At 73.2% G+C, this 5671-nt stretch carries 6 protein-coding genes; 1 reads left to right on the top strand and 5 read right to left on the bottom strand.

What is annotated here, in order from left to right:
• The 4 genes from GTW43_RS24155 to GTW43_RS24140 all read right to left on the bottom strand — a co-directional run.
• Window positions 1-492 (bottom strand): LLM class flavin-dependent oxidoreductase (locus GTW43_RS24155; RefSeq protein WP_161304137.1); only part of this gene is annotated, 492 nt, incomplete at its 3' end.
• A 3-nt stretch (window positions 493-495) separates the two neighbouring features.
• Entirely contained in the window at window positions 496-1539 is a 1044-nt protein-coding gene (locus tag GTW43_RS24150) for an ABC transporter substrate-binding protein (protein WP_161304136.1), read from the bottom strand.
• Entirely contained in the window at window positions 1536-2459 is a 924-nt protein-coding gene (locus tag GTW43_RS24145; RefSeq protein WP_161304135.1) for an ABC transporter ATP-binding protein, read from the bottom strand. Before GTW43_RS24145 ends, GTW43_RS24150 begins: the two co-directional genes overlap by 4 nt.
• Entirely contained in the window at window positions 2432-3313 is an 882-nt protein-coding gene (locus GTW43_RS24140) for an ABC transporter permease (protein WP_161304134.1), read from the bottom strand. Before GTW43_RS24140 ends, GTW43_RS24145 begins: the two co-directional genes overlap by 28 nt.
• Window positions 3314-3733: 420 nt before the next feature.
• Here GTW43_RS24140 and GTW43_RS24135 point away from each other — a divergent pair, with 420 nt between their 5' ends.
• Window positions 3734-4156: a secondary thiamine-phosphate synthase enzyme YjbQ gene (locus GTW43_RS24135; RefSeq protein ID WP_161304133.1), complete on the top strand. Its 423-nt coding sequence runs from the start codon at window positions 3734-3736 to the stop codon at window positions 4154-4156.
• A gap of 104 nt (window positions 4157-4260) precedes the next feature.
• Here GTW43_RS24135 and GTW43_RS24130 read toward each other — a convergent pair whose 3' ends face one another.
• Window positions 4261-5562 carry an MFS transporter gene (locus tag GTW43_RS24130; protein ID WP_161304132.1) on the bottom strand — a complete coding sequence of 434 codons (1302 nt, stop codon included), beginning with the start codon at window positions 5560-5562 and terminating at the stop codon, window positions 4261-4263.
• Window positions 5563-5671: the final 109 nt, after the last annotated feature.

Below are 5671 nucleotides of genomic sequence, written 5' to 3'. Positions count from 1 at the left end.
GAACGGCGTGCCGCCCCAGACACCGCGCACCACCGACAGGAACTCGTCGGTGCGTGCGTACCGCCGGTCGTGGTCGAGATGGTCGCCGAAGCGCCGCTGCTCGGCCGAGTCGCCGCCGGTGACGACGTTCAGCAACAGCCGTCCCTGCGTGAGGCGTTGGTAGGTCGACGCCATCTGGGCCGCGAGCGTCGGGGAGATCACCCCGGGCCGGAACGCGACGAGGAACTTCAGCCGTTCGGTGTGCTGCGCGAGCGCGACCGTCGTCAGCCAGGCGTCCTCGCACCACGTCCCGGTCGGCGTCAGCACCGCCTCGAACCCCAGCTGCTCCGCCGCCTTCGCGATCTGGACGAGGTAGCCGAGATCCGGGGTGCGCACCCCGGCGAGTGCGCCGCCCGGGGTGCGCGGCAGGGCGCCGCCGCTGAACGCGTGCCGGTCCACGAGGGAGCGGCCGTCGCCACCGGTCGGCAGGAACCAGTGCAGATGTACGGTCATGGCTCAGGACCCCTTCGGGTAGGTGCGCGGGGCGGTGGTGGAGGCGGGCAGCCCGCCGTTGAAGCGCGGGTCGACGAAGTCGCCGAAGTCGACCTTGCGCGGGATCAGTTTCAGTTCGGTGAACGTGTCCGCGATCTTCTGCTCCGAGGCGATGGCCCCCTTGTCCACGGCGACCGTCACCCGGGTGCCGTTCGTCCGCTTCACCGCGTCGAGCGCCACCTCGTAGGGCAGCCCGGTGTCCTTCGCCCAGACCTTCGCCCACTGCTCCGGGTGCCGGAACACCCAGTCCTGCGCGCGCCGCAGCCGGTCCAGGTAGTCCTTGATCGCGGCGGACTTCTTCCGGTCGGCGAGGGCGTCCGGCGCGGCGACCTGGAAGGCGAGCCCGTTGGACAGCCCGTTCCCGTCGCTGAGCACGCGGCCCTGACGGGCCCTCAGCACCTGTGAGGTGTACGGGTCCCAGACGGCCCACGCGTCGACCTTGCCGGCGGTGAAAGCGGCCAGCGCGTCGGCCGGCTGGAGGTACTTGACCTTGATGTCACTCAGGTCGAGCCCGGCCCTGCGGAGCGTCGCGACGAGGTTGTAGTGCGCGGACGACCCCTGGGCGACCGCGACCGAACGGCCCTTGAGTCGCGCCGGATCCGACAGCTTCGAGTCCTTCGGCACGAGGATCGTGTCGCCGGACGCGGTGCCGTGGCTCGCCGAGACGACCTTGATCTTCGACCCGGCGCCGGCCGCGAAGACCGGCGGGGTGTTGCCCACTCCGCCGATGTCGACGGCCTTGGCGTTGACCGCCTCCAGCAGTGGCGGGCCCGAGGTGAAGGTGGACCAGTGGATCTTGTATGTCAGGTCGTCCAGTTCACCGGCGGCGCGCAGCACGGCCTCCGAACCTCCCTTCTGGTCACCGACGTCGAGCGTCAGGGACCCCTTGCCGTCGGTGCCGCCGCCGGAACCGGCCGTGGAGGTGCTGGCGGAGGACGCGCCGGAGCAGGCGGAGAGCAGGAGGGCGAGCGGTACGAGCAGTGCGGGGAGCAGCGGGGGGCGTTTCATGCCGGAGTCCGTTCGTTCTGTTCGGGGGAGTCGGTCGTCCTGCCGGTGGGGGTGGGCGATGCCCCGGCGGCCGACACGGACGGGCGCGGGGGCGGCGTCGCAGACGGGGACGGGGACGGGGGCGGTGACGGTGACGGGGAGGGCGTCGCGGTGGGCGCCGCGCTGTCGTCGTCGACGCCGAGCCGGTGCAGCAACTCGGCGCGCAGCGCGGCGAAGCGCGGGTCGGTGATGTCCCGCGGGCGCGGCAGCCCGACGGGCGTCTCGTACGCGATGACGCCGTCGTCCATCACGAGCACACGGTCGGCGAGCAGCACCGCCTCCTCCACGTCGTGCGTCACCAGCAGCACGGCGCAGCCGCGCCGTTGCCACAACGCGTCGACCAGGCGTTGCGCCTTGATCCGAGTCAGCGCGTCCAGGGCGCCGAACGGCTCGTCGAGCAGCAGCAGATCGGGCTCGCGGACCAGCGCCCGGGCCAGCGAGGCCCGCTGTGCCTCGCCGCCCGACAGCGTCTTCGGCCACGCGTCGGTGCGGTGCCCGAGCCCGACCTCCTCCAGCGCCCGCTCGGCGGCGCTCCGGCGCGGCGTGCCGGGCAGTCCCAGCAGGACGTTGCGCCAGACCCGCTTCCAGGGCATGAGCCGCGGCGCCTGGAACGCGACGGCCTTGCGGCGCGGCACGAGGACCGTGCCGGCGATGTCGCGGTCGAGCCCCGCGAGGATGCGCAGCAGTGTCGACTTGCCGCAGCCGCTGCGGCCCAGCAGTGCCACGAACTCGCCGGGCCGGATGTCCAGATCCAGCGCGTCGATGACCGTACGCCCGTCGAAGGACCGGGTGAGGCCCTCGACGCGCACGGCGGGTCCGGAGGGGGCCGGGTCGGCCGCAGCGGCAGGGGCGGTCACCGGCCCGTGAACGTCGGTCGCCATTGCAGCAGCAGCCTTTCGAGAGAGCGGACGACGAAGTCGGCGAGCAGGCCGAGGAACGCGTAGACGACCAGGCACACGACGATCACGTCGGTGCGCAGGAAGTCCCGCGCCTGCACCATCAGGAACCCGATCCCGGAGTCCGCGTTGATCTGCTCGGCGAAGACGAGCGCGAGCCAGGCGATCCCGAGCGAGTAGCGCAGTCCGGTCATGGCGCCGGGCAGTGCCCCCGGCAGGACGACGTGGCGCACCAGGCCCCACCGGCTGAGCCCCAAGGACTCGCCCGCCTCAATGAGTTGGGCGTCGACGCCGCGGATGCCCGCGTACACGTTCAGGTAGAGCGGGAACGAGACGCCCAGCGTGATGATGGCGATCTTCGGGGCCTCGCCGATCCCGAACCAGATGATGAACAGTGGGATCAGCCCGACGAACGGCACCGTGCGCAGCATCTGCACCCCGGCGTCCACGAGGTCCTCGCCGATCCGGAACAGCCCCGAGACGAGCGCGAGCCCGACCCCGACGACCACCCCGAACAGCAGCCCGAGCGCGACCCGCTGCAAGGACACGCCCATCGCGCCGGGCAGCGATCCGTCGGCCACCAGGTCCCCGCCGACGCGCGCGATGGTCCCGGGGGAGGCGAGCACCTCGGGGGTCAGTACGCCGGTGGCGCTGAGGAGCTGCCACAGGGCGAGCAGCAGCAGCGGCCCGGAGCTGCGCCGCAGCCAGCGCGGGACGCGGGTCCGGCGGGCGGAGGAGGGGACGAGGGCGACGAGTTCGGGCGAGTCGACGCCGACGATGTCCGGAGGAGGGGATATATCGCCTTTGGTCGTCAAAGGCGGGGCATGGCTGATGCTCATGGCACTCCACGGCAGGCGGGCGGACGCCTCGGCACGGCAGGCCGACGCGACGGGCGAAGAAGGAGGAGCTAAGAGGGAGGAGCGAAGGGGAGGAGCGGAGCGAGAAGGGGGGGGGCCGTAGGCGGCCGGCGGTCACCGGGCCCGCGCGGAACGGCACGCGAGAGCCACAGGACTCAGCCGGGGCTCAGCGCGGAATCAGAGAGGAGAAGGGCGTCAGCAGCCGCGGCGACACGCGGCGGAAGCCACCCGCAGCAGGTCGATGTGACCGCGCGTGGTGAGCAGGGCTGAACGCAACATGCCGCAGAACGTAGCCAGTTTGTCGACACGCGGTCAACGGTGTCTCAGTGACTGGAACGCCGGGTGTGCGGCGGCCGCCCGGTCCTGCGCCGGTCCCGCCGCGGGCTCGGCGACAATGCCCCCATGCCCGATTCCTTCAGGACCTACGTCCTCCAGCTCACCACCGGATCGTCGGAACGGGTCGTCGACCTGACGCACGACTGCGAAGTGTTCCTCCGCGAGGCGGCCCGGGGCCGGGACGGCCTGCTCAACCTCTTCGTGCCGCACGCCACGGCCGGCATCGCGGTCATCGAGACCGGCGCCGGCAGCGACGACGACCTGCTCTCCGCCCTCCACACGCTGCTGCCCGCCGACGACCGCTGGCAGCACCGCCACGGCACCCCCGGCCACGGCCGCGACCACGTCCTGCCGGCTCTCGTCCCGCCGCACGCGACGCTGCCGGTGGTGGGCGGCTCGCTGGAGCTCGGCACGTGGCAGTCCGTGTGCCTCGTCGACACGAACAAGGACAACCCGCAGCGGCAGGTCCGGTTGTCGTTCCTCGGCTGAACGCCCGCCGAAGGCCATCCTGAACGCCCGGGCCGAGCGCCCGTCTGACCGCTCGTCTGACCGCCCGCGTGACCGCCCGGCGGGCGCGGCCCGGCGCGCCCCGGTCAGGCCCGCTGCGGATCCTCCGGGACGAGTGGATCCTCCGGGACGAGCGGGTGCCCGGCCGTCAGCGAGTGGATGCGAGGGATCGGCGAAGGGAGCAGCCAGAGCAGCGAAAGGGCTCCGCCCGCGGCCGCCGTGATCAGTGTGGCCCGCAGCCCGAAGGTGCTCGCGAGCAGCCCGCCGGCCAGGGCGCCGAGCGGCCGGGCGCCGTAGTTGACCGTGCCGTACACGCCCGCGACGCGGCTGCGCAGACCGTCCGGGACGACCGCGGTCTGCAGCGAGTTGAGGTTCACGTCGAAGAGCATGACGCCGATCCCCGACAGGAACTCCGCGAGGGCCAGGGTGCCCGCCCGGGCCCACGGGGCGCCGCCCGCCGCCGCGGCCACGGCCAGGGGAGCGGGGAAGAGCACGGCGCCGAGCGCGACGGACCGGCCCAGACCGATGCGGCGCGAGACGGTCGGCGCGAGCACCGCGCCGAGCAGTGCTCCGGTGGACCCGAGGCCGAAGGCCAGTCCGATGGCCCCCGCGGACAGTCCGAGCTCCCGGTCGGCGTAGAGGACGAGCAGCCCGGTGCCGGTGAGGAACGTGAAGAAGTTGACGGTCGTGGCGCAGCCGAGGCTCGCCCGCAGGACGGGATGGCGGACGATGAACGCCAGCCCCTCCCGGGCCCGGCGCAGCAGCGACGTGTCTTGGTCCCCGCAGCCCGCGGCGCGTTCGTCCACCCGGATCGGGCCCACGAGCACGGCGGACACCAGGAAGGTCAGGGCGTCGACCACCACGGCGACCGGCGCGGTGACGGCCTGGACGAGTGCGCCGCCCACGGCCGGGCCCGCGACGTGCGAGGCGGACCGGCTCGCGCTGAGCTTGCTGTTGGCGTCGACGTACGAGGAACGCGGCACGAGCCCGGCGAAGAACGGCGGGTAGGCCGTGTTGAACAGCACCCCCGCAGCGCCCGACAGCAGCGCCACCGCGGCGAGTTGACCGAGCGTCACACCGCCCAGCACATACGCCGCGGGCAGCGTCAGGAGCAGGCCCGCCCGGACCAGGTCGGCCAGCACCATCAGGCGCCGCGTGCGCACCCGGCGGTCGACCCACGCGCCCAGCACGATGCCGAACAGGTTCGGCGCCCAGGCGAGCGCCGTGAGCCAGGCGACCTGCTGGGCCGTGGCGTGCAGCGCCGACACGGCGATCAGCGGCAGCGCCAGTTCGGAGACGCGGTCGCCGAACTGGGAGGCCGAGTGCGCGGCCCAGAAGCGCAGGAACCGTCGGTCACGCCAGAGCGATTCCCCCGCGGCGGCGCTCACCGGGGAGCGCCCGACGGGTCGTCCGGCCGCTCCCCAGGCTGGTCCCCGTCCCGCTCCCGGTGCCGCTCCCCAGACTGGTCCCCGTCCCGCTCCCGGTGCCGCTCCCCAG

Source organism: Streptomyces sp. SID5785, from assembly GCF_009870065.1.
Lineage (GTDB): Bacteria > Actinomycetota > Actinomycetes > Streptomycetales > Streptomycetaceae > Streptomyces.
The sequence above is the reverse complement of the archived record's forward strand: the minus strand, read 5'-3'. Positions and strand labels throughout refer to the sequence as shown.